At 53.8% G+C, this 26,466-nt stretch carries 19 protein-coding genes; 4 read left to right on the top strand and 15 right to left on the bottom strand.

From position 1 onward, the window contains the following. Positions 1 to 439: 439 nt before the first annotated feature. From MFF34_RS25280 to MFF34_RS25210, 15 genes are all read right to left on the bottom strand, one after another. The gene (locus MFF34_RS25280; RefSeq protein ID WP_238217191.1) at positions 440 to 1,915 is read right to left on the bottom strand and encodes an NAD-dependent succinate-semialdehyde dehydrogenase; all 1,476 of its coding nucleotides are present in this window, start codon (positions 1,913 to 1,915) and stop codon (positions 440 to 442) included. A gap of 148 nt (positions 1,916 to 2,063) precedes the next feature. Next, complete coding sequence (locus tag MFF34_RS25275; protein WP_238217189.1) at positions 2,064 to 3,167, bottom strand: glycine betaine/L-proline ABC transporter ATP-binding protein; 1,104 nt, start codon at positions 3,165 to 3,167, stop codon at positions 2,064 to 2,066. Continuing rightward, entirely contained in the window at positions 3,160 to 4,020 is an 861-nt protein-coding gene (locus tag MFF34_RS25270; protein ID WP_238217187.1) for a proline/glycine betaine ABC transporter permease, read from the bottom strand. The genes MFF34_RS25275 and MFF34_RS25270 overlap by 8 nt, the downstream gene beginning before the upstream one ends. 75 nt (positions 4,021 to 4,095) lie before the next feature. Further along, entirely contained in the window at positions 4,096 to 5,097 is a 1,002-nt protein-coding gene (locus MFF34_RS25265) for a glycine betaine ABC transporter substrate-binding protein (RefSeq protein ID WP_238217185.1), read from the bottom strand. A 1,037-nt stretch (positions 5,098 to 6,134) separates the two neighbouring features. After that, positions 6,135 to 7,544, bottom strand: a complete 1,410-nt coding sequence (locus tag MFF34_RS25260; RefSeq protein WP_283236630.1) for an amino acid permease — start codon at positions 7,542 to 7,544, stop codon at positions 6,135 to 6,137. Between the two features lie 250 nt (positions 7,545 to 7,794). Continuing rightward, a complete protein-coding gene (locus MFF34_RS25255) occupies positions 7,795 to 8,676 on the bottom strand; it encodes a DMT family transporter (protein WP_238217183.1) in 882 nt (293 codons plus the stop codon). Between the two features lie 57 nt (positions 8,677 to 8,733). Next, positions 8,734 to 9,456, bottom strand: coding sequence for a haloacid dehalogenase type II (locus MFF34_RS25250; RefSeq protein ID WP_238217181.1), 723 nt, complete (start codon positions 9,454 to 9,456; stop codon positions 8,734 to 8,736). 68 nt (positions 9,457 to 9,524) lie between these two features. Continuing rightward, a complete protein-coding gene (locus MFF34_RS25245; protein WP_099429040.1) occupies positions 9,525 to 9,854 on the bottom strand; it encodes a tRNA-binding protein in 330 nt (109 codons plus the stop codon). A 46-nt stretch (positions 9,855 to 9,900) separates the two neighbouring features. Further along, positions 9,901 to 11,184, bottom strand: coding sequence for a 4-aminobutyrate--2-oxoglutarate transaminase (gabT, locus tag MFF34_RS25240; protein WP_238217179.1), 1,284 nt, complete (start codon positions 11,182 to 11,184; stop codon positions 9,901 to 9,903). Positions 11,185 to 11,779: 595 nt separating this feature from the next. After that, a complete protein-coding gene (locus MFF34_RS25235; RefSeq protein ID WP_238217177.1) occupies positions 11,780 to 12,316 on the bottom strand; it encodes an AAA family ATPase in 537 nt (178 codons plus the stop codon). Positions 12,317 to 12,523: 207 nt separating this feature from the next. Then, the gene (gabP, locus tag MFF34_RS25230; protein ID WP_238217175.1) at positions 12,524 to 13,948 is read right to left on the bottom strand and encodes a GABA permease; all 1,425 of its coding nucleotides are present in this window, start codon (positions 13,946 to 13,948) and stop codon (positions 12,524 to 12,526) included. A gap of 203 nt (positions 13,949 to 14,151) precedes the next feature. Then, positions 14,152 to 14,724, bottom strand: a complete 573-nt coding sequence (locus MFF34_RS25225) for a hypothetical protein (RefSeq protein ID WP_238217174.1) — start codon at positions 14,722 to 14,724, stop codon at positions 14,152 to 14,154. 6 nt (positions 14,725 to 14,730) lie between these two features. Beyond that, positions 14,731 to 16,293, bottom strand: a complete 1,563-nt coding sequence (locus MFF34_RS25220) for a PucR family transcriptional regulator (protein ID WP_238217172.1) — start codon at positions 16,291 to 16,293, stop codon at positions 14,731 to 14,733. 106 nt (positions 16,294 to 16,399) lie between these two features. Then, complete coding sequence (locus MFF34_RS25215; RefSeq protein ID WP_238217329.1) at positions 16,400 to 19,306, bottom strand: FAD-binding and (Fe-S)-binding domain-containing protein; 2,907 nt, start codon at positions 19,304 to 19,306, stop codon at positions 16,400 to 16,402. Between the two features lie 243 nt (positions 19,307 to 19,549). Beyond that, positions 19,550 to 20,794 carry an MFS transporter gene (locus tag MFF34_RS25210; protein ID WP_238217326.1) on the bottom strand — a complete coding sequence of 415 codons (1,245 nt, stop codon included), beginning with the start codon at positions 20,792 to 20,794 and terminating at the stop codon, positions 19,550 to 19,552. A gap of 515 nt (positions 20,795 to 21,309) precedes the next feature. Here MFF34_RS25210 and MFF34_RS25205 point away from each other — a divergent pair. From MFF34_RS25205 to MFF34_RS25190, 4 genes are all read left to right on the top strand, one after another. Next, positions 21,310 to 22,911: an amidohydrolase family protein gene (locus tag MFF34_RS25205; protein WP_238217170.1), complete on the top strand. Its 1,602-nt coding sequence runs from the start codon at positions 21,310 to 21,312 to the stop codon at positions 22,909 to 22,911. Between the two features lie 9 nt (positions 22,912 to 22,920). Then, a complete protein-coding gene (locus MFF34_RS25200; RefSeq protein WP_238217168.1) occupies positions 22,921 to 23,901 on the top strand; it encodes a GTP-binding protein in 981 nt (326 codons plus the stop codon). A 467-nt stretch (positions 23,902 to 24,368) separates the two neighbouring features. Next, the gene (locus MFF34_RS25195; RefSeq protein ID WP_063427181.1) at positions 24,369 to 25,484 is read left to right on the top strand and encodes a branched-chain amino acid ABC transporter substrate-binding protein; all 1,116 of its coding nucleotides are present in this window, start codon (positions 24,369 to 24,371) and stop codon (positions 25,482 to 25,484) included. Positions 25,485 to 25,550: 66 nt separating this feature from the next. Continuing rightward, positions 25,551 to 26,462 carry a branched-chain amino acid ABC transporter permease LivH gene (locus MFF34_RS25190; RefSeq protein ID WP_238217166.1) on the top strand — a complete coding sequence of 304 codons (912 nt, stop codon included), beginning with the start codon at positions 25,551 to 25,553 and terminating at the stop codon, positions 26,460 to 26,462. Positions 26,463 to 26,466: the final 4 nt, after the last annotated feature.

Here is a 26,466-nt window from a genome sequence, read left to right as displayed (position 1 = left end):
GAACCTGCAGGCAAAAAAAGCCCCCAAGTTGTAGGGGGGCAAAATACAGAAAGCAATTCTAAAACCCGCCAGAGTGACCAATCCAAGCCAGCTCCAGACTCATCGAAACATCAGCAATTAACGCCACATCGTCATTGCAAGCTTACCCAATGAAGATGCGATTTAAAACATGATAACACTTACCACATTACCCCCCTACCAAACTAATAATTAGCCGCAAACACCCCCGACAGGCTTGCGTTCGAGCACACTTAGGTTCGAGGTACGAATAACACTAAAGCAAGCTATAAAGACAGCCTGGAAACTGTGCAAACCAATTATATCAGCTTTGCAGCCCCCAGCACTCATCAAGCTTGCTTTATAAAGGCTGAGCCCGTGAATGTATAAATTCATACTCATGCTCAGTTTCAAGCAGCGTGCGATCACCTATGGCCTGAAATCAATCGAGACCGCCCTGACAGGTGTACTTGATATGCATGTACTCTTCAAGGCCGTGGGTTGAGCCTTCGCGACCGTAGCCGGAGTCTTTCACACCGCCAAACGGAGCGGCTTCCGCTGCCAGGGCACCTTCGTTGATGCCAACGATGCCGCTTTCCAGGCCCTCACTCACCCTCGCCACACGACGAATGTCAGTGGTATAGAAATAGGCTGCGAGACCGAAAGCCGACGCATTGGCCCACTCCAGCACCTCGGCTTCGGTGCTGAATTTGGTGATCGGGGCTACTGGCCCGAATGTCTCTTCTCGGAAGCAATCGGAAGCCTGGTCAACATCGGCGAGTACGGTTGGAGCGAAAAAGGTGGTACCTCCAGAGCCAACTACACGAACACGCTCTCCACCCGTGGTGACACGAGCTCCACGCTCTACAGCGTCACGGACATGATTTTCGATCTTTTCGATTGCTTTCTCGTTGATCATCGGGCCGATTTGCGACTCAGGATTCGAAGCTGGCCCTACGACGAGTGCTGCTACACGATCAGTAAGTAGGCGAACGAACTTCTCATACACACCTTCCTGTACATAGATCCGGTTCGGGCAAACGCAGGTCTGACCACCGTTGCGGAACTTGGCAACCATCAGGCCATCAACAGCAGCATCGATGTCAGCGTCATCGAACACGATGAACGGAGCGTTACCGCCCAGCTCCAAAGACAGCTTCTTAAGGGTATTGGCTGACTCACGAGCGAGGTGCTTGCCCACTGGCGTGGAGCCGGTAAAGGTGATTTTGCGCACCCGCGCATCTTCCAGCCAGACATCGGCTACCGGTTTGGATTTGGAGGTAACCACGATATTCAATACGCCAGCCGGCACCCCTGCCAATTCAGCCAGACGCACCAAGGCCAACGACGTCAGCGGCGTTTCAGCTGCTGGTTTGCACACCACGGTGCACCCTGCTGCGAGTGCCGGCGCAATCTTTCGAGCAATCATCGCTGCGGGGAAGTTCCAGGGCGTGATCGCCGCAACGACGCCGATTGGCTCTTTGAGAGCCATCATGCGCCGACCCGCGACCGGACTCGGAATGATTTCGCCATTGGAGCGAGTGGCTTCTTCAGCGAACCACTCTACATAGCTCGCGGCATAGGAGACTTCACCGATGCCTTCGTGCAGGGGCTTGCCTTGCTCGGACGAAATGATCTTGCCCAGGTCGTTCGCGTACTCGAGTATCAGATCATTCCAGCGTTTCAATATGGCGGCGCGTTGTTTGGCAGGAACATTTTTCCAAGTCGCGAAAGCCTTGCTCGCTGCTTCAACAGCTGCCTTTGCGTCTTCAACATCACTGTCAGCTACAGTGACGTAAACCGAAGCAGTGGCAGGGTTGATCACGGGAAAAGTCGCACCACTCGCAGATGCGCACCATTGCCCGTCGATGAAGTTCTCACCGCGCAGCAAGTCGGTTTTAACAATAGTAAACGACATATAAATCTCCAAACATCACTTAGATAGAGCTCGCGAATCACGCAGATTGAAGCGGCTCAACAACCGCGCAGGTCACGCCCAAGGCGATATCGAACCACTACTTTGACCTCAAACCCCGCCGGCAAAGCTGCACTCCATCGCACTGCAATCAGCCCCGTCGAGCACTCGGTACGGCGGCAAGCTGAGGCTGTTTACTCGCGTCGCCCTCCAACAGCGCCGCTGGGGCCACCATCGCAAAAAGAAGCTGCTGTAGAGTCACCAGTCCCACTGGTTGACCTAATGTGTCGACCACGACGAACTCGGAGTCGGGCGACGACCGAACGATTTGCACAGCCTCCTCGATGGTCAACCAGCTCTGTAGAGTCGGTGCCATCAGCGTCGGATTAGGTTTGACCGGTGACATTACCCCTTCCAGGGTCACGATCTTCGCCCTGTTAACCTGACGCACGAAGTTCTCGACGTATTCGTCTGCTGGACGCATGACGATGTCCTGCTTGGTGCCCTGCTGAATCATCTGCCCGTCCCGCAGAATGGAAATCTGATCACCCAAACGCAGCGCTTCATCCAGGTCATGGGTGATGAAGACGATGGTTTTTTTGATTTCCTTCTGAATGTCCAGCAGTACAGTTTGCATATCCATTCTGATCAGTGGGTCTAGGGCGGAGTAGGCCTCATCCATCAGCAAAACCGGTGCATCCATCGAGAGCGCCCTGGCCAACCCAACGCGCTGCTGCATTCCGCCAGACAGTTGAGTCGGATAGCGCTTTTCAAAGCCCTTCAGTCCAACCCGCTCGATCCAACGCTTCGCGACGTTCACACTCTCGGCTTTGTCGACGCCTCGGATCTCCAAACCGTACACCACGTTTTCGAGTACATTACGGTGCGGCAACAGTGCGAACTTCTGAAACACCATAGCGGTTTGCGAGCGACGGAAATCCTGTAGCTGCGCTTGATCCATCTTGGTCACGTCTGAGCCGCCGACAATCACCTCCCCTGCAGTAGGATCGATGAGCCGGTTGATGTGACGAATCAGCGTCGACTTACCCGACCCCGAAAGCCCCATGATCACTTGGATGGATCCTGCCGGGATATCAAGGCTGATGTCCTTCAAACCTAGAACATGGCCATGCTTGTCCAACAGCTCTGACTTCGGCATACCCTTTTTGACGGCATCCACATAGTCGCCAGCATTAGGGCCAAAAATCTTGTAGAGGTTGCTGATCTTGATACCAGCGTTGTGCTGATTAGACATGAGCCACTTCCTGATGCTTCTGCAGCCGTTTGCCGTAGGACTGGCTGACGCGGTCAAAGATGATTGCAATGCCAACAATCGCCAGCCCGTTGAACAAGCCAAGCGTGAAGTACTGGTTTGCAATCGCTTTCAGTACAGGCTGACCGAGCCCCTGAACACCAATCATGGAGGCCACCACCACCATCGCTAACGCCATCATGATGGTTTGGTTGACGCCAGCCATGATGGTCGGCAACGCCAATGGCAACTGGACTTTCACCAAGCGTTGCCAGGCGGAAGAACCAAAGGCATCTGCAGCTTCAATGATGTCCCGATCAACAAGGCGAATACCCAGATTGGTCAATCGGATCATAGGAGGTAGCGCGTATATCACGACCGCAATGAGCCCAGGTACTCGACCAATGCCCAGCAACATGACCACGGGGATCAGGTACACAAAGCTAGGCATCGTCTGCATGACGTCCAACAGCGGATTCACCACCCGTTGCACGCGATCCGACTTCGACATGAGCACACCCACCGGCAGCCCAACAGCAATGGCAACCACCGTTGCGACAAAAATCATCGCAAGCGTGCGCATCGTGTCTTCCCACATGTCGAAATAGCCGATTGCAAGCAGCACGACTGCGCAACTGGCCACAACTTTGACGCTGCGACTGGCGAACCACGCAATTCCCATAACCAGAAGCAAAATTACCGGCCAGGGCGTTTGAGTCATGAACCGCTCAGTGGCCAGCAAGAACTGTTGGAGCGGTGAAAACAAGCTGTCGAACGTGTCGCCATACGCACGTGTAAAGTCTCGAAAGCTCTCATCAATGGCCTTTTTCAAGGCCAGAAGAGAGGCGTCTTGCATATGTGGGAATTTCGTTAACCAATCCACTTCACACCTCACAGTGCCCGGATGAATTCATGATGTAAGCGACGAGACTTACAAGGACTCATGGATCTTCTTGGCGGCCTCAGCCGAGACCCAAGGCATCCAGACACTCTGGTTGTGTCGCAGGAAGTGTTTGGCTGCATCCGCTCCGGTTGCCTGGTTATCAGTCATCCAGGCCATCAGTTGGTTTACGAAATTGTTGTCCCATACACGTTTGTTCAGGTACTCCATCACCTCTGGGTTTACCCGCTTGGCAAATGGTGCCGAAGCCAGCGTAACCACCCGGTCGATCGGCCAGCCGGTGGGTTTCGGATCCGGGCAGTTCGCAACGGTGATGCAGCGCTTCCACTCGGCCTCGTCATAAGGCACACCTGGCTGGAGTTGCACCATTGGGTATTTCCCGAGGAGAGCGGTGGGCGACCAGTAGTAACCAACCCAGCCTTTCTTGCGCTCGTAGGCCTTGATCAACGACCCATCGAGTCCCGCTGCCGACCCCGTATCAACGAGCACGAAACCTGAGTCTTCTGCTTTGAAGGCCTTGAACAGTTGAGTCGTGATGCCTGTCCACCCCCATCCTTGGGCACCGTTGTAGATTGCGCCTTTGCTCGGATCCTCAGGACTTGGGAACAACTCGGGGTGCTTGAGTACGTCAGCAATGGTCTTGATGTCGGGATGCGCGTCAGCAAAGTACTTCGGAATCCACCAACCGCTGACACCGCCCTCGCTAAGAACCTTGGGCGTTGCGACCAGTTGCTTGGAGTCCAAACCTTTGCGGACGACATCTGGCAGCAGATCGATCCAAGCCTCCGGCGCAATATCAGGCGACCCTTTTTCAACCATGGAAGTGATGGTAGGCACAGTGTCACCAAAGGTGATTTCTGCGTCACAGCCGTACCCTGTTTCCAAGATGAGCTTGTCAATGTTGGACAGCACTTCAGCGCTTTGCCAGTTCATGCTGGCAATTGTCACCCTTCCGCAGTCTTGCGCACTGGCGGCAAAAGCTGTTGCGAAAATACCAACGGCCAAGCTGGTAGATACAAAACCCTTGTTCATCTGTATTCCTCTCTTATTATTTATCTAGGATCAGTGATTCGGCTGTATACATAAACCATTTAGCAACTACATTACCTTCAGCAGTCCCTTGAGAGTTTTGCACTACCCTTCATGCTTACCGAAACTCCGGCACGCAATTCGGCCTCCATGCAGTCACGCTACACATAATTTCCAACCCCACATGCAGAGCGCTGGAAAAATGCCTACAACTGGTACTCACTCGCGGACAGTGCAAAGGCTCATCCCGCCTGCGGGGAATACTCCGCACTCCTTTAGTCCTGGAAATCCTATATGACCTATCAAGGGCTACGCCTGAGCCTTAAGCAATTTTTTTGTTGCAAACTCGAAAAGCCATCTGCTGAAAAATAAATGCTTTTATTCGGTCTGCCCAGCAATGGCAACTGAGTCTAACTGTAACGAAGGCACCTCAAAAAACAAATTGACATCTTGTCATAGGGGCATTAATTTTTGTCATACTCCCCCACCGACAAAAGAATAAAGTTACCACGCCGAACCCTTCACAACATCTGAGAGCGCGTTGAAAACAAGCAATACGACACCTACAGCTAAAAACATGCGCAGGACAACCCGGCCGCAAACATAATGGACACACATCGAGCACTTTATTCCAAACGACACTTAAATTATCATACTACATATAGAATAAAGCACTTCAACAGACGCAGGAAAACACACGCCTTATCACAATAATTTGATCAAATTTACAGATAACCAAGCTTTATCAAGGCACTGAGGGAGAGCCAAAAATAAATACATTGCTGACAACTCGGCACGGCTTATAAACCCCAACAGAGCTCTAGACGTCTCAGAGAGCTATCAAAACACGCGTGCAACATCGAAGTGCAATAAATCCTTTGCACAAATTACAGACGGAGCAGCGTTGACAACCATCATGAATGGCAGGTGATGTGCTTGCGAGAACCACAAACAACCACCCGCCCAGGTTTATTCATTGAATAATGAATGGATGCACACGAGTGAAGCGCTCACCGTCAAAACTGCAGTGTACGGCCTCCTCAGGATTTAGAGCGGTCGCACCGGATCTGATGAAAAATCCCAATAATCACCAACGCGAGTGCCGCACTACCAGTTGACACGACCAGAACCTGATACTCAGGCATGAACGACATCACCCCCAGACAAACTACGATGAAGATTATTACTGCCCATGTCAGCCAAGGGAAAAGCCACATTCTTAACGGAATGTCACTGCCACTCGCCTCAAGCTTGCGACGCATCTTCAACTGTGAACACGCGATAACGAGGTAAACCAAGAGGGCGATGGTTCCCGTCATGTTCATCAGCGTATCAAGAATATCCTTAGGGCGCAGCACTTCGCTGAAATTGATCAACGCTAACACAACCGCCACGACGCAAGAGCCGATGATCGCATACAACGGAATTCCCGTTTCTGCTTTTGTGAACTTGAAGAACGACGGGGCATCGCCACGTCTCGCCAAAGAATAAAGCATGCGTGAGGCCGTGTAGTGAGCTGAAATCAGACAGCTACTAACCGACGTCAACACTACAAAGTTCATCAGCATTTCGGCACCCGGCACTCCCAACAGCTCGAGTGTACGCCGGTATGAGCCATAACCCGACTCGCCAAGCATAGGGTCATTCCACGGCACCAAGCACACGATAAGGAAGATTGACCCGACGTAAAATAAGCCTACGCGCCAAACGACTGACTTAGTCGTTTTGACGATCTGCTGCGCTGGATTCGCAGACTCGGACGCTGCAATAGTCGCAATTTCAGCGCCCAGGAACGCAAACATCACACCCAGCATGGCACCTACGACAGGATCTATTCCATTTGGCATGAAGCCGTGCGCAGTCAGGTTGCTGATGCCTCTCACCTCCCCTAGCGTCCAAATGTTAGTGACTGCCAGGCAGCAAACGATTAGGAAGCAAAAAATCGCCACTACTTTAATTAGCGCAAACCAAAACTCAAACTCGCCATAGTTTTTTACGTTGAAAAAGTTGATACTGATCAATAGGAGTGTCGTTGCCAGCACAAAGACGTTGACACTAATACTTGGGAACCAACCGTTTAAAATCTTGCCAGCTACATAGGCCTCCCAAGCCATTAAACTCACCCAATATCCCCAGTACAACCAGCCAATGGTGAATCCTGCCCAGCGGCCAATAGCGCGATCGGCATACGTTGAAAATGAACCTGTGTCGGGGGAGGACGTAGCCATTTCACCAAGCATTCGCATGATGAGCATCATCAAGACCCCACCGACCAGAAACGCTAGGAACGCTGCGGGGCCTGCACTATGGATAACGCTTCCGGAGCCGACGAATAGGGATCCTCCGATAACACCCGCAATGGACATCATTGTCAAATGTCGAGACTTAAGGCCAGCTTTGAGCTGACCCTCCTGACTTTGTACCTTGCTATTTGCTGTAACTGTATCCACAACTGCTTTCCTCATTTTATTTTAATCAAGTATTAATCACGGGCAGGTCGAATCCCCCTATGTGAAATAACCATCCAGGAGAGAAGTACAACGCACTGATATTCGGCCCACAGCGATCGGTGGCTACATACGCTCAAAAAAAAGCCCCCAGTGTGGAGGGGGCAAATACAACATAAAGGTAGAGACCAGAACCGAGTGACCAATTCAATCCTTTCTACCATTACTGCGCAGTACGAAGATTCCTGATTCGTTACTTGAGAGCCGGAGCCTCAGTCTTCTTGGACATGACCATCGATACAACAACCAATGCTGCCCCCACCCAGATATACCACTGCATACCTACATTCAGGTAAAGCGCCAAAAAGGCTGTTGATAGCACAGGCGTGGCATAGCTGAGCACGGCGACTTGTTCATGGTTTGCTTTCTTCATCGCATAGTCCCAGAGGTAGAATGCCCCACCCATCGGGCCAATGCCCATGTACAAGATTGCCCAGATTTCGTTAGTGGTTAATGTCGGCCACTGTGCACCCGTACGATAAAGCGCTAAGCAAACAGCTCCAGAAACAAGACAATACAAGCCAACAGAGGCGCTAGGCACATGAGGGTACTTCTTCGCCAATAGCGAGTATACAGCCCAGAAGATTGCAGAAACAAAAGCAAGGGTGTAGCCCAGCCAGGTGTTAGAAGAGTCGCCAACGCTGATCGAGTGATCAGGGTTACAGCTGATCATAGCACCTACAAAGCCAATAAGACCTGCAAGAACAGATTTGACTGTTAGTTTGCCGCCGCGAACAAACAATGGGCCCAGCAAAACAATGAAGACAGGCCAAAGATAGTGAAGCAGACTAACGCCGATTGGATCGGCAAGCTGCAAGGCATAAAAATAGATGACATGGTACGTCAACATGCAAAACGTACCAATCAGAAACAATTCGCGAGGCATCTTCCAGAGCTTAAGCCAAGGAAGGCCAATCACACCACCAATGAAAAGCGCAGCACCCGTAATAAACATGGGCGAAACATTACTACAAAACGTTACGCTTACGGCCAGAGTACTCCAGATAATGACCGCCGCTATGGCAGGCAACATACCAAAACCAGTCTTAGTTGCTGCCGTATCGAGTGAATTCATAGCTTTTGTACCATTGAAGTGAAAAAGCCGGCAGCCCTAAGGCTACCGGCTCTTGACTCAGCCTTTCAGGGCTTTCTTATGGGCTTCAGCCATCTCGCCCATGCTGTTGAAACGGAAATCGATATTTGGCATACGCGACGGCACATGGGTAGCACCATAGCCTTCTTTACCGTGACGACGGTAGATCCAGGCCGACGCCAAGCCTGCGTCGTTGGCAGGGATGTGGTCGTGATACAGGCTCTCTGCAGTGTGCAGAATATCGCCTTTCTCGATTCCAGCTTCACCCAGAGCATCGATCATGAAGGTGAAGTTGTTTGGATTTGGCTTATACGAACCAACATCCTGGGCGGTAATGATATGGTCGAACTCAACACCCAGTTTAGCATTGCTCAGCTTAAACTCGTTGCGATCGATGTTGGACAGGATCACCAGCTTGTAGTGGTTCTTCAGGTACTGAAGAGCCTCAACGGTGTCTGGGAAAGCAGGCCAGTTTTTGACAGAGGTGCCGAACTCTTCGCGCTCAGCGGCGTCGGGCTCCAGGCCCCACTCTTTGGCAATGCGATCGTACACAGCGCGCAGGATGTCCTGATACAGAGCACCTGGAGTTTCGGTCTGCTGAGGCGACTCGTTACGACCGAACACTTCCAGCAGCTCATCGGAAGTGAAAGTTTTGCCGGTGCGCTTTGCCAGCGGTTGGAGTGCGTTGACAATACCGGTTTCCCAGTCAATCAGGGTGCCGTAGCAATCGAAGGTCAGCGCTTTGAAGTCGGTCAGTTGCATCTTGATATCCTACTTTTAGGTTTACTTGTTTTGGGTTAGTCGCCAAACAGAAGCTCAGCAACTAAGGGTTAGAAAATTTTGCTTCCGATTGGCACTTGGCGTTCAGTGGTCAGGTAAACCACCTCACCCGGCTCGCGATCCACGCCCAGCATCAACACCTCGGAGGTGAAGCCTGCAATCTTCCTTGAGCCCAGATTGACGGCGCAAACCACCTGCTTACCGACAAGTTCTTCGGGGCTGTAGAGCTTGGTGTACTGAGCGCTGGTGGTCTTCTCACCCAGCTCACCAAAATTGATCCAGAACTTATAAGCTGGCTTGTTTGCTTTTTCATTGAGCTCTACTCGCACGACTTCGCCGACACGAATATCAACCTCATTGAACGCTTCAAACGGGGTCATAACCACTCCAGAATAATTGCGGTGCTAAACCGATAGACCGTCAGGCTCAGGCCTTGGCGGCAACCAGCGCACGCTCGAACATACCCAGCGCCTCAGCAACATCCTGCTCGGAAATCACCAGAGGGCAGATGAAGCGAACGACGTTACGGTAAACGCCACACTTGATGACCAGCAGACCTTCTTCACGGGCAGCATCAATCACGCGCTGGGCAGTGGCGGCATCGGGCTCTTTGGTATCGCGATCGGTAACGAACTCTACGGCGGCCATGGCGCCGGTGGCACGTACGTGACCAATGCCCTTGAAACGACCTTCCAGAGGTTTGAAGCCTTCCAGGAGCTGCGCACCAATGGCACGGCTGCGCTCGGTCAGGTTCTCAGACTCGAAAATCTTGATGACTTCCAGTGCTGCTGCGCAGCCCAGCGGGTTACCGCCGTAGGTACCACCCAGACCACCAGGCAGAGGTGCGTCCATGATCGCGGCACGACCTACAACACCCGAAATTGGCAAACCACCGGCCAGGCTCTTGGCAACAGTTACCAGGTCGGGCTGGATGCCCGAGTGCTCGAAGCCAAACATTTTGCCAGTACGACCGAAGCCGGTCTGGATCTCGTCGCAGATCAGAACGATGCCCAGCTCTTCGGTTTTCTTGCGCAGAGCACGCATGAATTCAACCGGTGCTTGAATGAAACCGCCGTCACCCTGAACAGGCTCAATGATGATTGCCGCTACGCGGTCGGCAGCAATCTGCGTGTCGAAGACTTCTTGCAAGGCGGCAAGCGCTTTCTCGGTGGTCACGCCACGGTACTCGTTCGGGTACGGGGTGTGGTAAATATCCGGGGCGTATGGGCCGAAATTCTGGCGATAAGGTTGGCTCATGCCAGTCAGGGTCATACCCATCAAGGTACGCCCGTGGAAACCGCCACGGAATGCGATCACCCCCGGACGATTGGTGTAAGCACGCGCGATCTTGATGGCGTTCTCAACGGCTTCAGCACCGGTAGTCAGGAACACCGACTTGTAGTGCTCCGGGCCGCCCACCAGGTTGTTCAGCTTCGCAGCGAGGTCGGTGTACTGGTCGTAAGCTGCCACCTGGAAGCAGATGTGCGAGAAGGTATCCAACTGCTTACGTACCGCTTCGACTACGCGTGGATGGTTGTGACCGACGTTCAGCACGCCGATACCACCTACGAAGTCCAAGTATTTCTTACCTTGGTCATCCCAAAGGTAAGCACCTGCAGCGCGGCTCACAGTGATCGGGTGAGCAACAGCAATACCGTTTGATACGTGTTGCGCGCGAGGCGATACAGACAGTTTTTGTTGAGAAGACATGGCATTCACCTTTGTGTGTCAGTTTGGAAATGCTACCCATACCCACACCCTCGAACTACGCACTCAAAACAGGAAAAAACCGGCATAAAATGCTTCCAGAAATAGGAGCTAGCCTACGCCCGCTGTCTGCAGGATTAAGCGGGCAGCATCTCGGAAGGCACAAACGCTCGGCGAGCTCACCTTTCCGCGCATTCGTGTGCACTCTGGTCGTTCACGCCTTATCTAGAAGGAGGTCTACACCTTACCAACCGCAACCAGGTGGAGAATGCAATTCGGCAAAGGGCGCCGACGGTAAATTGGCAGCGGCAACCGTTAGCTTGATTCACTCGGCCCGCATGAAGCGTTGCGCACCCGAGCAATATGGTGATTATGAGACATCCCCCAAAGACATGGATCCAAGTGAACCGAGCGAGGATGCCTGGTCACATTGCGATGAACCCTATCTTCCGGCGAGGGCGGCATCGGCTAAGGGACACAGAGCGCACCGGAGATACAGTAAGGCAGCGAGAGGAAGGCGTATGTGAGAACGTCCTACGCATGGGCATTACGTTCCTTTGACTTCATTCTCCAGCAGGCAGGGAAAACCCGCGACATGTCAGCGACCTGCCAGGGTCTTCAATACAAAGTCGGCGCGCTGCGCCACACTGACTTTGGGCAATAGCGATACCGCATAGCCCAGAGCGGGATAAGTGCACTGTAGTCGCTCAAACTCGACTAGCGCGGCGGTCATATCATGCCGGCGCTCCGTATCCTGCACATAGATGTCGGGCCACGGCGGTGCCAGGAAAACGTGTTCGTGGTAGCGATACTGATGACCCAACGCGTCCAACACAGGTTCTCCGGTCAACTCTTGAAGCGCAGCCGCCGCGTCGATCAAACCCCGGTCGAAGAACACCCATTGCGAGCCACTTTTCGGGGAGCTGACGTAGTCATTGACAGCCACCGCGACGGCTCGACGCAAGAAGGCAGTCATGTCTAGCCACGGCAGTGCTTGTCCTCCGACGCAAGCTTGTTCCTGCACAATGCGCCGCCCCGGTTCCTCCACTACTGCATAGCCGCGTTGCCGAAGCTCGGCCAAAAGTGTCGATTTACCGCCGCCTGAGCAGCCAGAAATGATGATGAAGCGATTCATGGCGTCAGTACCCTTTCGTAAGTAAGACCTGCCTGATCGACAGAGGAAAACGCCGGACATGCCAGCGTACTGCACTCCATTGCCCTCATGCTGGAGTCGCTGACGGCTTACGGAAAGCAGGAATGCAATTGCACCGTAAGCACCCGAACGAGAAAAGGGGTGACTACCTTAGGCAGTCACCCCTCGCAACACGTTTCAGCAATCACATTAGCGATCGACGACTGCCCTTTGAGACCAAGCGGCAGCCTTGGATCGACGCTTGGTGTACAACCCCGTGGCAACGATCGCGGCAGCGAGCACTGCAGTAGCAGCCACCTCACCCGTGTGCTTCGGCAGCGTCAACATCAGAGCCAGCGCGCCGGTGATGAAAATGATCACCAGCCAGGTCAACCATGGATAGAGCCACATTTTGAAGTCGAGCTTCTGCCCACTGGCGATCAACTGCTTACGCATACGCAGCTGCGAGACAGCGATGACCAGGTAAACCAGCAGGGCTACCGCACCTGAGGTTGCAAGCAGGAAGGCAAAGACCTTCTCGGGTGCGAAGTAATTGATTGCAGTTGTGAGGAAGCCGATCGCAGTACTGGCCAACACGGCCTTGAGGGGCACATTGGAAGCCGTGGTTTTTTTCAATCCCTGCGGGGCATCACCCCGCTTAGCCAACGCAAAGAGCATGCGAGAAGCGGTGTAGATTGCCGAGTTAAGGCAGCTCGCTACGGCTACAAGCACTACGATATCAACGATGAGCTTTGCGTAAGGAATCTGCAGCAGCTCCAAGGCCCGCTGGTATGAACCCACGACCGATAGCTGAGCGTCATTCCATGGAACGATGGAGACGACCATGAAGATGGATACGACGTAGAAAATGCCGATCCGCCAGATAACCGAGTTGGTGGCCCGAGCGATCTGCTGCGAGGGGTTCTTGGATTCTGCTGCTGCAATGGTGACGATCTCAGTGCCCATGAAGCTGAACATGGTAGTCAGCAATGCCCCGAGAACCGGGCCATAGCCATTTGGAGCGAAACCACCATTCGCGTTCATGGTCGCGATGAAACCATCAACCTCCCGACCTGGCAGACCACCTACCAGAGCGACGGCAGCCAGGACGATAAACGCCATGATGGCTACAACCTTTGACAACGCAAACCAGAATTCGAACTCTCCGTACTTGGCCACACTGAACAGGTTTGAGATTGTAAGCAGGGCTGTGATCGCCAAGGCAAATGCCCACGTTTCAATCCCTGGGAACCACGAGTTTAGAATGGCGGCTGCCGCAATGGCCTCAAGCGGGATGACAAGCACCCAGAACCACCAGTAAAGCCAGCCGATGGAGAAGCCAGCCCATGGGCCGATGGCTCTGTTGGCGTAGGTGGAAAACGAACCGGTATCAGGCGAAGCGACAGCCATCTCCCCTAGCATGCGCATGACCAATACGACGAGCGTACCGGCAGCTATGTAGGAAAGCAGGACAGCTGGGCCGGCTGCAGCAATTGCATGGCCAGAGCCGACAAAAAGACCAGCACCGATGACACCTGCAATGGAGAGCATCGTGACGTGGCGCTGTTTCAACCCTGTGGCGAGGTTCGAACCATCAGCATTCGCTGAATGGGTCGTCTGGGGAGCATGGGACATCAATTCAAGCCTCGAGTTATTATTAGGCAGGCAAACATTCATGTAACTGACTAATCGGCTGTAGCGCGACCGGCAGGCCCTATCCATGGGTCTTAACGGTCGTCATTGAACCGGATGAGCCGAGCACCGAACTACCTACTCAAGGAACAAATTGAAGAGATTTTTTTCCTCCCCATCTATCAGGCTACCTACTTTACCGGGCCTTAGACTGCCACCTTGGAACGGGATCCACTCCCCCTCACATCCAACAGGTTTACCAGGAAAGCATCCAATAACGAGCTCCCAACCCCCCTCCCTGCAGCGCTAAGCCCCACCACCGGGATGACACTCATATCGATCAGTTCGGTAAGAACCCCCACCAGCTGCTGTGCCCTGTGTTTATTGTGAAAGACCACCGCGTCCACCAGCACTTGGGCCGACAGCTCATTGCAGCCATCGAAGCATTTTTTCCATTCAGCCATCAGCTTTGTCTGCGATACCACCATGGCTGCATACCCGGTTCGATAGACCTGGTTGCCAGGGAAATCATTTCTCGTTGTAGGAGGTTCACCGATCGCCACCACGACGCGATGTCCCGCCAGCTTCAGACCGATTGCAGTTCGGGCCAGACCCTCAAGCTCGTGCTCAATCACTTTACCCATGGGATCAATAAGAGTGCTTTCCGATTGAGAAACCAGATGCAACCCACATGAGGTCTTTAAAACCCGCCTTGTCACGATAACTCTCCCCTGCGAACACAGTGCGACCGCATCATTAAAGTCGCGCCATGTGTCCAAGCAATCTCATTTTTCATCGGCTGCCAATACATACATCTGAGCAGCCACCTGCAGCTTGAATTTGTCATCTGGATTATCGAGTGAGATGTTCAGCATCGACTCGATTCGCTCGACCCGGTATCGCAGGGTGCTGATATGGATTTCCAATGCTTTGGCTGTATTGAGCAGTTGAAAGCCCTCCCTGGCCAAGGTCAGCACAGTCTCAATCAGGGCATTGCCTCGCTTAGGATTACCCAATGGCGCAATCAGCTTTTCCATCAGCAAGCGTCGAGCATCCGCATCGCCCATCAGAGCCCGAGGGAACAGAACTTCATCGAAGTCATGCAGCTTGCCCGGTTTAAGCAGTGGTACCAGTGCGAATACATCTTCTGCACCCAGAGCCATACCGGTCACGCCTTGATGCACACGACTAACAGCCATCGCACTGCCCTCGGTGCGCACTGACCTCCAAATCGTGTCCGGAGAGTTCTCTGCCGGCAGCAGAAAACTGATCTGATTCAGCGACACAGACACCAGTGGAGCAATCCCCAGCCCGCGCATCGACTGAGCAATTCGGTCAGCCGTTTTTGAGCGGCGATTGAAACCTTCCACAGAAAGCGGGATGGGTTCATTCAGCAGCACCAAGCAAACTCTGTAGTCCCTGTTTTCACCCCAACCAGATGCCTGTGCTCGCTCTATCGCACTTGGAGTGGCGGAAAACTTGCCCTCCAACAGACCTGCGACGAATGCGTAACCAAGACGGGTCTCCTGATCTGATAGCTGACGCTGGTAGGCCAGATGAAGCGCTGCAATCACCGCCGCATGTTCGAGAGCACGGGATTCCAGCTCCTCAAAAACGCCCTCGTCACTGTGCAACCAGACAACACCAACCACTTCGCCGCGTAGCCTAATGGCACCGCCTAATCGGGGCCGCCCTACACTCTCCGTCACGACTTTTGCAGTACTGAAGTCGAAGAACCCGGCAAGTGTGTCCAGCTCGGTGATTTTCTTTATGAGGGCGCGCTCCGCCACCTCGTCAACTGCGGAGTCAGACGCACCCAACACAGTCCCATCCATGGAGACGACCGTTGCATCCTTGTCTAAAGCCGATTTCAACGCTCTCGCCAAGCCCTCCAGGTTGTTCCCCTCAAGGGCTGCCTCAGTCAGCGTCCGGTGAATATGGTCTGAGCGGCGAATGGTCTCGGCCTGGATATTGATGATACGTGCCAACACATCGTGCATGATTTCGCTGAACTGAATGTCCCACGGCAACTCAAGCAGCGGTAGGTCACATCGGTTCGCTTCATCAATAGCTGCCTGTGTGAAATGCTCACGGAAATGCGGGACAGCCAGTACTACGCCAGCCAAACCGATTTCGGCCAGCCTCCGCACCATGACGCGACACTCTTCGTCGTCCACGGGCCAGTTGTAGCCCGTGGTCAACAGTAGCTCGCCAGGCTTGAGCCAATTGGTGATTTCAGGATGGTCGACGATGTGAACCCACGTAATTTCGCGATCCATGGCGGTTTCCCCCGCCACTACAGAGGCCTCGCGTAGGACAGTGTTTTCTACCGCTACTTCGAGTTTCATGACCTACCTATCTCACTCAAAAAAATACATACGACTGCATTCGGGGGCTGCCTAGGTGTAATGGCCACAGCAGCCTAACGCTTTGAGAATGCAGTCCCTGGCGCATCTAGCCCAGAATTTTTGCGAGGTATTCCGCCAAATGCATTGCCTCCCTGCCGCTCACATTTCGAATCTGCCCTCGACAGCTGAAGCCATCCGCAACTACCGCTGCCTCCTGCGGAATCTTGTCGATGTGAGGCTTGAACTCATTCTCACCGATGATCTTCGCAATCGGAGCAGTTTTGCTGTGGTACGCGTATGCACCTGCAACGCCACAACAGCCAGCGGCGATGACCTGCCCCTTGCCACCCAGCTTCTCCAGAACGCCCTGCTCTCCCCCCATTCCACCACAAGATTTCTGATGGCAATGACCGTGAATACGCACATCCTCGTTGATGGAAGGTAGCTCCAGAGCTCGGCTCTTGATGAACTCGCTCAAGGTCATGATCGACTTCTCAAGCTGCTTGGCACGCTTATCATTCGGGAAAAGGCCTGGCATCTCATCTCGGAACACAGACAGACAGCTTGGCTCAAGTACGATGACGGGCAGTCCGTCTTCGAGCACCGGCTCCAGCTGAGTAAGGATCTGTTCAAGATTAGATTTGGCCTCATCGATCATGCCGACGTCGTAATAAGGCCGTCCGCAGCAGACGTGCCGCTTCATCAACTTCACAGTGAAGCCAAGTGCTTCGAGTACGGTTACCCCTGCTTCAAGCACCTTGGGTGTGAAGCCATTGTTAAAGCTATCTACCCACAAGAGCACATCGTTACCGGCCCTGATGCCTTCATTTTGCAGGATGCGCTTGGCGGTGGCGGTGCTCCGGAAGCTTTTGGAAGCGATTTTTGGAAATTTGGCTTGCCGTGCCAACCCGAAATAGGCTCCAGCCGTGCGCACCAGCGGATTGCCCATAGCGTAGTTGAGGACAGGCGAGAGCTTGGTCGCATGAGGCAACCACTCCCCAATACGCCCGATCATAGCGTCCATCACAGGGCGGCGTTTTTCACTGTAATAACGGCTGAGGAATTCCGTCTTGTACCTGGCAATGTTCACATTGGTTGGGCAGTCCGTTTTACAGCCCTTGCAGCTAAGACAAAGATCGAGGGAGTCTTTGACCTCCTCGTTCTGCCAGGCATCCTCGATAACCTCACCCTTCAAAAGCTCGAAGAACAAACGCGCACGACCACGGGTGGAGTATTTCTCCTCGCGGGTTGCTCTGAAACTCGGGCACATGGTGCCGCCATCGAGGGAGCGGCACTTGCCCATTCCGATGCAGCGCTCGGTCTCACGGGCCAGGCCCTTGTCACCTAACCGTGCGTCGTAGGTAAATTGGCTGCGGATTTCACGGCGCTGGTAATCCGGGCCCAACCGCAGATTGGCATCGACCGGCATGGCGTGGATGAGTTTGCCTGGGTTCATCTTGTTCAGCGGATCCCAGATGGATTTGAAGTCTGCAAAGGCATTCATGATCTCGTCCGAGTACATGATGCGCAGATACTCACCCTTAGCTTGCCCATCACCATGCTCGCCAGAGAGCGATCCGCCGTACCGTACGACCAGATGCGCCGCTTCATCCAAGAATGCACGCCAGTTATCCACGCCATCCCGAGACTTCAAATCGAAGGTGATACGGGAGTGAATGCACCCGTCACCAAAGTGACCGTAAAGATTTGTCTTGTAGCCATAGCTGCTGACCAGGCTCTTGAATTCCCGCAGGTATTTACCCAGGTGTTCTGGCTCAACTGCAGCATCCTCCCAACCCACAACTGGATCAGGCTCGTTCGGATCCAAGCCCAGCGAAGTAGCAGACGCGCCGGTCTCGCGTATTGTCCAAATCCGATTCATCAACCCTGAGTCGGTAACCAATCGGACACTTGGTCGCCCCGGCAAATCAGGAGCGATGTCGACTGCTTTCTGAGCAAAGGCCGTTGCCTCTTCAGTGGACAAAGCACCGAACTCGATCATCAACCAGGCATTGCCTGCCGGCAGCTCGGCAATGTCAGCCAGCTTCATACCGCGCACCTTCAAGCCATCAATGATGCCGTCGTCCAGCCCTTCCATAGCAATCGGATTCAGAGGCAGCAGCTGCGGCACCGAGTCAGCAGCGTAATAGATTTCTTCGTAGCCCAGAACCACCAGTACCCGGTGAGTCGGATTCTTCACCAGAATGGTTTCGGCTTGCAGAACGGTCACACAGGTTCCTTCGACACCCACTAACGCCCGTGCAATGTTGAACCCGTTTTCAGGCAGCAACTGATCAAGGTTGTAGCCGGACACACGACGCTTGAGTTTGGGGAAGCCCTGTCGAATCTGCTCCTCGTTACGATCAACCAAATCCTTCAGCGCCCGAACGATCTCTGCCCGCCGGCCACCAGCCTCAATATGCTCCTGATAAGCCGCCTCATCAGTCGGCCCCACCCAGAAACGCTCACCGTCGTAAGTCAGCACCTCCAAACGCTCGACGTTCTCTACGGTTTTGCCCGCCATCACTGAGTGCGCACCGCAGGAGTTGTTGCCGATCATCCCGCCCAAGGTGCAACGGCTATGCGTTGCCGGATCTGGGCCGAATGTAAGGCCGACTTTCGCAGCCTCACCTTTCAACTGATCGCAAATCACCCCAGGCTCAACGCGAGCCAATCGCTTTTCAGGATTAATTTCATGGATGGCATGAAGGTATTTTGATGCGTCGATAACGACTGCCGCATTCACGGCCTGGCCACACATGGAAGTGCCAGCACCACGCGGCAGAATGGGGATGCCGGCCTCACGGCAGAGGCGAACCGTGGCCTCGATATCGGCAATGCTTCTCGGAATTACGATACCAATGGGCAACTGACGATAGTTCGAAGCCTCAGAGGCATAGATGGCGCGAGTGGCGGCATCAAATCGAACCTCAGCCGAGGTCTGCGCCTCAAGCTTTGAGCGCAGGCTCAACAGGAGGTTAAGGTCGAACGGGATAGGATTATTTTTTGTCATTTGGAAAAGCCTGGTCTCGATCAGCAGCACGGTTGCAACGAGGCGCTCTACAACGGCTGATAGAGGTAGAGCGACGGACGATAACAACTGTAAGCCGAGAGCAGACGCCGCTCTACCAACTCAAAATAGGAAGGAGCAGCGCCCTTTTCCACCCCTAAGAAGGAATGACAATTGGCGCTGAACCCCTTTGACTGCATCAAAATCCCAAACCCCTGACTCACCAAGGGCCTGGGATTTTCTCGGTTATCGACGGCACGGCTGCCTATAGCCAAACATGACACCCACCAGGCTGAATGCAGCAGCAATCATTACGTAGAAGGCAGGCGCCGTGACCGTGCCTGTTGCACTGATCAGCCAAGTCAGAATCAGCGAGGCAAAGCCACCGAAAGTCATCACCGCGAGGTTGTAGGCCAGGGACAGCCCAGTGGAAAGCACTTTGGCCGGGAACGTCTCTGACAGAGCCGCCAAGATAGGGCCGGTGTAGACCGCAATCAGCACACCGAATACAGCCTGAAACACGCACAGCGTGTACAGCGATGGAGCGCTAGCGATCATGTTGAACATCGGCCAAGCCAGCAGCAGCATCGACGCGGAAGCCCCCACCAACAGATACTTGCGTCCGATCTTGTCAGAAATCCAACCGGTAATTGGTGAGCATAGGGTGATCACGCCACCCCCTACCATTGCCGCAATGAACGATGCCGACTGAGGAAGCTTGAGCACCTTCACTGAATAGGTGGGCATGTAGAATAGGATCACATAGATGCACACCGTCCACAGCACGATCATGGAGAAGCTGGCAACTGCTTGCCATGGGTAATCACGAAGCACATCGCGCAGCGGCGTCTCAGTAAGATCCGAAGACTCCTCAAAGACGGGCGACTCATGCAGATTTCGACGAATGAAGTACCCGATCGGGCCGATCAAGATGCCGAACAGGAAAGGAATTCGCCACCCCCAGCTTTCAACCTCTTCAGGACTAAGACCCAGGGTGATACCAGTACCGAAACAAGCCCCCAGCAGCACGGCAAAACCGATACTGGTTTGAATCCAACTGGAATAGTAAGCCTTCTTGCCCTCTGGCGCCTGCTCGGTGAGATAGGCAGTAGCCGCCCCCATTTCACCGCCTGCAGAAACGCCCTGCAGCAGACGAGCAAAGACAATGATGCACGGCGCCAAAAGACCTGCCTGTTCGTAGGTCGGCGCCAGGCCAATCATGGCGGTGCCGACACCCATCAAAATGATGGTGAGCGACAGCGCACCCTTGCGACCATAACGATCAGAGTAGATACCAATGAGAACGCCACCTATGGGCCGGACTAAAAAACCGACACCAAAGGTCGCCGCCGATAGCATCAGTGACGTTAAGTCATCTCCGGTAGGGAAGAATAACTTCCCGATGATTATGGCGAAGAAGCCATACACCATGAAGTCAAACCACTCGAATCCATTCCCTAGAACAGTGGCGATGATGGCTTTGCGCCGCATCGCATTCGCGTCCACTGCATGACCTACATCCACGCTTACTGCACTCATTTTCAAATCCCCTTCGAGCTTTCTGTGAAAGCCGCGCCTTTTGTCGTTGTAGTAGGGTTCGATCATTGAGCGCCCGAGAACGGCTCGTTTCTACCGCACAAAAATAGGAATTCGGACTAAGAAAATCCTATTTCACACATTTCCACCTACCTCGAAATGGATTTTCCACTCAACCATTTGCACTCCAAACACTAAGAATCTGAGGCATCGCCCAGCTAGGATGATTGAAGGGCAATTGATCCAGCCGTGCATTCAAGCCGCGCCAACGGGACAGCTGAGATAGCCCATCACGAGCCTGAGCAGCACATTCGATTCAGGCCAATTTGACTACTGCCCATCTGCCTAGGGACTGTCCAATGCCACAGTCCCGACCTGAGTGGCTCGACACCGTGCTGGCTGAGCCCTCAGCTCCAATAGCTCCAGCACAAAGCCGTTGCTGAGTGCTCACTAGAATAATGGGAGACAACGTGAAGTCGAGCGCAGATACCCCCATCGAGGTAGGCGAAGAAATGGTCGCTGGCTTCGCCAAGAAGGGTCTTGGCCAAGTCAAACCCGCCACCAGCAATGAACGCGGTACCGGGCCATTCGTCCGACTGGTTCTTCGAGGCATCACAGTTATCGATGGCACCGGAGCCCCGCCCTGGGGGCCTGCCGATATCGTTATCGAAAATGGCATCATCACTGAGATCGCGGCAGTAGGCGTACCTGGGCTTCCGATAAATCCCGCTAGGCGCCCCGCCAAAGGCACCCGTGAAATTGACTGCCATGGCAAATTCGCCACGCCAGGCTTTATCGATTGCCACGCCCATGTTGGTACGCCCTTCCACGCAGAAAGCGGAGAAATGCTCCCAGCAGATTACGTATACAAGCTCTGGCTCGCTCACGGCGTCACATCCGTGCGGGAAGCAGGCTGCATGAACGGGCTTGCCTGGACATGCGAACAGCAACGCGCAGCAGCCGATAACGCCATCGGCGCCCCGAACCTATACCCTTACGTTTACTTCCCTGCAGTGAACGACTACCTGAAGGTGATCTACAGCCCTGAGCAAGGGCGTGAGTGGCTGCGACAGGTTCGCGAGAAAGGCGCATGTGGCGTGAAGTTTTTTGGATCTCCGCCGGCCATCATGGAAGCCGCTCTGGACGAGTGCAAAAAGCTCGGCCTCAAGACTTGCTGCCATCACGCTCAGCTCTCAGTTGGACGGATGAACGCGCTAAAAACAGCGATGTGGGGACTGACCAGCACGGAACATTCCTACGGCCTTCCCGAAGCGCTCATGGAAGGCAGCACCCTCCAGTTCATTGACGACGACTACAACTACAACGACGAATACATACGCTTCGCCACCGCCGGCAGGACGTTCCTCCAGGCAACAAAACCCGGGAGCGGCAAATGGAATGAGGTGCTTGAGGCATTCCTCGAAGCGGGCCACACCTTTGTTCCGACCATGAACGTCTACGACAGCAACCGTGACGTCATGCGCGCCCGCCGCGCCGATTGGCATGAGGAATACACCGACGCCACGTCCTGGAACTACTTCCAACCTCAACGTGGTGGGCATGGGGCCTACTTTTTCCGCTGGTCAACCAAGAACGAGCTGGAATGGAAGGAAAGCTTCAGGATCTGGATGCAGTTTCTGAATGAGTACAAAAATCGAGGAGGCCGAGTGTGCCCTGGCAGTGACTCCGGGTTCATGTTTCAGGTTTACGGCTTCGGCTACATCCGCGAGCTCGAACTCCTGCAGGAGGCAGGCTTCACGCCGCAAGAGGTCTTGCGTGCAGCCACTATGCAGGGCGCTGAACTACTGGGTATTGAGCACAAAACCGGTACGCTGGAGGTCGGCAAAGAAGCCGATATTCTCATTCACAATCAAAATCCCATGGCCGACTTCAAGCTTCTCTACGGGACTGGCGCCGTCCGGCTTAATGACGACACCAATGTGGCCGAGCGCAAACGTTGCCTTGATTACACGATCAAGGGCGGCGTGATTTTTGATACCGAGGAACTGCTCGCCGATGTGAGAGAAATGGTTGGTGAAACCTGGAGCAGCGACCACAGGTCAAGCATTTAGGAGGCACACATGATCCCTCCTTCCAAGGGCATCGATTTCTTCATTTTGACCGGGCCGCTGGGCAGCGGCAAAACCACCTTGCTGGAGCACCTCCTCTACACGTTAGAGGACAGCACCGGAACGGCGGTGATCGTCAATGACGCAGGTGCCGTCAACATTGACGGCGCTGTGCTCATGGATTCGGCTGATGGGATGGTGATCGAAACGCTGAGCAATGGCTGCGTCTGTTGCAGTCTTGGCAATGACCTGGTTAGCACAGTGCTAAGCCTGATCGAAACCAGAGCCCGAATGGATTTGCCTCCATTCGAGCGGATCATCTTGGAGTGCAGCGGGCTCTCAATGCCAGGCGAAGTAGTGCGCGCCCTGACGGGCCTTGCTCATCTACAAATGGCCGTGTCGATCATTTGCACGTACGACTGCGCCAGGCCTCCGCTACGACAGACGCAGATTGATGCAGTAGCAGCGCAGCTAAGCGCAGCGCACACGGTAGTGCTGACAAAGATTGATCAAGTTGTTGAGCAAGCGTTAATCGATGCTCGCGCCACCGTCCAGCGCATCAACCCCTTCGCAGTAATTATCGAGCAGGAATCTCCATCTGTGCGCAGTCAAAGGGCATTCCTGACTTCCTCACAGCGCCCCCTGGATACCGCACGCCCCCAACTTAAGCTGGTAATCGCTGCCGCCCATCCTCGTATTCATGTCTACCAAGCCCTGCTGACCGACCCAGACCCAGGTGACGCCATTGATTGGCTGGAAAACATCACGGGCTACCTAGGGGAAAAGCTCCTGCGATGCAAAACGCTCATCTGCGCTCCTGAGCGTGATCTGCTGATGCAGACAGTTGGCACAGCTTTCTCGGCTCCACGAGTGCTGCAAAAACAGCCCGGTGAACGATCTGTCGCCATCTTCATCACCCAGGACTGCGATTTAGTTGAGCTCAAGCAGATTCCCAGTGCATTCGCAGTCACCTGGTTAGACGAAGCCAAATAGCTCTGAATGACTCCCTGGATCAGATCAGGGAGTCAAATTTCGCGAGCACCTTACCCCATCTGCAACCAATTCCTCTGTGCCGAACTCGCTGAGCCTAGTCCTCCTACCACGGAGTGGAATCTGGGCTTTTAAAACCCTATCCGAGATAGATAGCAGCACAGGTCGATCGTCGTTAGCATTCAAAAAAAGTGAGCGATAAATGATCAGCTACAAAGCCGAGCTGATTGCGCGAAATTTCTCGCAATACTACCAAAACGGGAATTTCCAATCTTAAAACCACACAGGAGCAATTAAAAAAACACTAAGAAAAGATGCCCAATAGCACACAAGAATAATAATACCCAAAAGATCCAAATCTAAAACCTCAAACTGCCAAAGCCGACACTGGGCCGGCCAGTGAGAATCGTCATTGATACCTCTCACGCTGCCCGAATGAGCATCAAAGCAAATAATAAAGAGGCAAGAGCATGAAAACGATCTTCAAGGCATCAGTCGCACTCCCCGCCGCCATTTCCATGGCCCTTTCCATGACCGCCATGGCCGATATCAAAATTGGTGTCGGAGCCCCACTGACTGGCCCCAATGCTGCCTTCGGCGAGCAGATATGGCGAGGCGCAGAACAAGCAGCCAAAGACATCAACGCCAAGGGCGGCATCAACGGTCAGCAGATCGCCCTGGTCAAAGGCGATGACGCATGTGAACCCAAGCAAGCAGTCGCTGCAGCCAACCAAATGGTTGATAGCGCCAAAGTAGTTGCAGTCATTGGTCACTACTGCTCTTCCTCCACAATTCCAGCCTCGGAAATCTACGACGAAGCACAGATCGTCTCCATTACCCCCGCATCCTCAGCACCAAGCATCACCGAGCGAGGGTTGGTTGGTGTCTTCCGCATGGCCGGTCGCGATGATCAACAAGGACAAGTCGCCGCTGACTACATCGCAAAGAACCTCAAAGCCAAAACCGTAGCGGTCATTCACGATAAGGATACTTTCGGCCAAGGCGTAGCAGACACCACTAAGGCCGCACTCAAGGCTGAAGGCGTCGAGACAGTGCTTTATGAAGGTCTGACGCGGGGTGAGAAGGACTTCAACGCAGTCGTCACCAAAATCCGCTCGTCGAAGGCCGAAGTGGTGTACTTCGGCGGCTGCCACCCAGAGGCGGGCCCCTTGGTACGGCAGATGCGCGAACAAGGTCTCACCATTCCCTTCGTGACCACCGACTGCACGGTAACCGATCAACTGGTCACCACCGCTGGCGGCAAGAAGTACACCGATGGCGTGCTGATGACCTTCTACCCAGATCCACGCAATCTGGAAACAGGTAAAGCTGTCGTTAAGGAATTTAGAGACACTGGGTATGAACCGGAGAGCTACACACTTTTCTCCTATGCATCCCTGCAGGCGCTTGCCGCCGCTTTCAGCGCGACCGGCACTACAGATGGCAACAAGGCAAGTGAATGGCTGAAAAGCCACTCAGTCGATACTGTTCTGGGCACCAAGAGCTGGAACGAAAAAGGCGACCTCAAAGAGTCTCCCTATGTAATGTACAAATGGGACGCAGACGGAAAGTTCGGACAGCTCTAACTTTTCCTTTGCAGCGTGCAGATTGAATCCAGTCTGCACCCCTTCTGCCCGTTTGGGGAAATTCTCGTGGATACATTTATTCAACAGCTAGTCAATGGACTAACGCTGGGCTCGGTGTATGGCCTCATAGCGATCGGCTACACCATGGTGTATGGCATCATCGGCATGATCAACTTCGCCCATGGCGAAGTTTATATGATCTCCGCCTACCTGGCCGCGATCTCGATAGCCGTACTGAGTTTCTGGGGCGTTGATTTATTCCCACTTATCATTCTTGGTACCTTGATCTTCACAATCGTCGTAACCGGGGTTTACGGCCTGGCAATCGAGCGGGTTGCCTACAAACCATTGCGTAACTCTACGCGCTTGGCTCCTCTGATCTCGGCCATCGGCATATCACTCGTTTTACAAAATTACGTACAGATCAGCCAGGGCGCTCGACAGCAGGGTATCCCGACACTACTGGAGGGCACGCTTCGCATCTCGGTGGGTGATGGCTTCGTCATGATCACGCATACCAAGCTGTTCATCTTGGCTGCGGCCATCATCGGCATGCTTGCACTGACATTCATGATCAAAAGTACCCGCCTGGGCCGGATGTGTCGGGCGACTCAGCAAGACCGAAAGATGTCGCAAATTCTTGGCATCAACACTGACCGAATCATCTCCTATGTGTTCGTCATAGGCGCCTCGATGGGTGCGTTGGCGGGCGTGCTTATCACACTCAACTACGGAACCTTCGATTTCTATGCAGGGTTCATCATCGGGATCAAAGCCTTTACAGCTGCTGTCCTCGGCGGCATCGGGTCACTCCCGGGCGCAATGCTGGGCGGCCTGATCCTTGGCGTGTCCGAAGCTCAGTTCTCTGGGATGGTGAACGCTGACTACAAAGACGTCTTCAGCTTCTCCCTTCTCGTACTGATCCTCATCTTCCGGCCCCAAGGCCTCCTTGGCCGACCTCAAGTAACCAAGGTATGAAGTC

This window comes from Pseudomonas sp. PAGU 2196 (assembly GCF_022179005.1).
Classification (GTDB): Bacteria; Pseudomonadota; Gammaproteobacteria; order Pseudomonadales; family Pseudomonadaceae; genus Aquipseudomonas; species Aquipseudomonas kermanshahensis.
The sequence above is the reverse complement of the archived record's forward strand: the minus strand, read 5'-3'. Positions and strand labels throughout refer to the sequence as shown.

Bases quoted from the DNA above. Each gene is read 5' to 3' on its own strand.
- MFF34_RS25250 (WP_238217181.1), bottom strand. From the start codon at position 9,456: ATGCAACTGACCGACTTCAAAGCGCTGACCTTCGATTGCTACGGCACC.
- MFF34_RS25245 (WP_099429040.1), bottom strand. From the start codon at position 9,854: ATGACCCCGTTTGAAGCGTTCAATGAGGTTGATATTCGTGTCGGCGAA.
- MFF34_RS25210 (WP_238217326.1), bottom strand. From the start codon at position 20,794: ATGCGGCGCAAAGCCATCATCGCCACTGTTCTAGGGAATGGATTCGAG.
- MFF34_RS25200 (WP_238217168.1), top strand. From the start codon at position 22,921: ATGATCCCTCCTTCCAAGGGCATCGATTTCTTCATTTTGACCGGGCCG.
- MFF34_RS25220 (WP_238217172.1), bottom strand. From the start codon at position 16,293: ATGAAACTCGAAGTAGCGGTAGAAAACACTGTCCTACGCGAGGCCTCT.
- MFF34_RS25255 (WP_238217183.1), bottom strand. From the start codon at position 8,676: ATGAATTCACTCGATACGGCAGCAACTAAGACTGGTTTTGGTATGTTG.
- MFF34_RS25195 (WP_063427181.1), top strand. From the start codon at position 24,369: ATGAAAACGATCTTCAAGGCATCAGTCGCACTCCCCGCCGCCATTTCC.
- gabT (WP_238217179.1), bottom strand. From the start codon at position 11,184: ATGTCTTCTCAACAAAAACTGTCTGTATCGCCTCGCGCGCAACACGTA.
- MFF34_RS25275 (WP_238217189.1), bottom strand. From the start codon at position 3,167: ATGTCTAATCAGCACAACGCTGGTATCAAGATCAGCAACCTCTACAAG.
- MFF34_RS25235 (WP_238217177.1), bottom strand. From the start codon at position 12,316: ATGAATCGCTTCATCATCATTTCTGGCTGCTCAGGCGGCGGTAAATCG.
- MFF34_RS25215 (WP_238217329.1), bottom strand. From the start codon at position 19,306: ATGACAAAAAATAATCCTATCCCGTTCGACCTTAACCTCCTGTTGAGC.
- gabP (WP_238217175.1), bottom strand. From the start codon at position 13,948: ATGTCCCATGCTCCCCAGACGACCCATTCAGCGAATGCTGATGGTTCG.
- MFF34_RS25280 (WP_238217191.1), bottom strand. From the start codon at position 1,915: ATGTCGTTTACTATTGTTAAAACCGACTTGCTGCGCGGTGAGAACTTC.
- MFF34_RS25265 (WP_238217185.1), bottom strand. From the start codon at position 5,097: ATGAACAAGGGTTTTGTATCTACCAGCTTGGCCGTTGGTATTTTCGCA.
- MFF34_RS25270 (WP_238217187.1), bottom strand. From the start codon at position 4,020: ATGCAAGACGCCTCTCTTCTGGCCTTGAAAAAGGCCATTGATGAGAGC.